This is a genomic window from Bacillus mobilis (assembly GCF_001884045.1).
GTDB classification, from domain to species: Bacteria; Bacillota; Bacilli; order Bacillales; family Bacillaceae_G; genus Bacillus_A; species Bacillus_A mobilis.
Genome location: NZ_MACF01000030.1, coordinates 1 through 204, shown reverse-complemented (window position 1 = coordinate 204; position 204 = coordinate 1). Strand labels below are relative to the sequence as shown.

Genomic DNA, 204 nt, shown 5'->3' with positions numbered 1-204 from the left:
TTGGAAGAGAAGTTGGCAAAAGCACAGCGTGTTCTTTCTAGAAGAATGAAAGGATCTTCTCGCTGGAATAAACAACGAGTAAGGATAGCTAGAATTCATGAATACATAGCTAATGCTAGAAAAGATTACTTGGACAAAATCTCAACTGAAATCATCAAAAACCACGATGTTATCGGTATAGAAGATTTGCAAGTATCGAATATG

1 protein-coding gene is annotated in these 204 nt (G+C 35.8%); it reads left to right on the top strand.

All coding sequences use genetic code 11. The annotated features are described in order from the left end of the window. Positions 1–204 (top strand): transposase (locus BAQ44_RS03490; protein WP_145925744.1); only part of this gene is annotated, 204 nt, incomplete at both ends.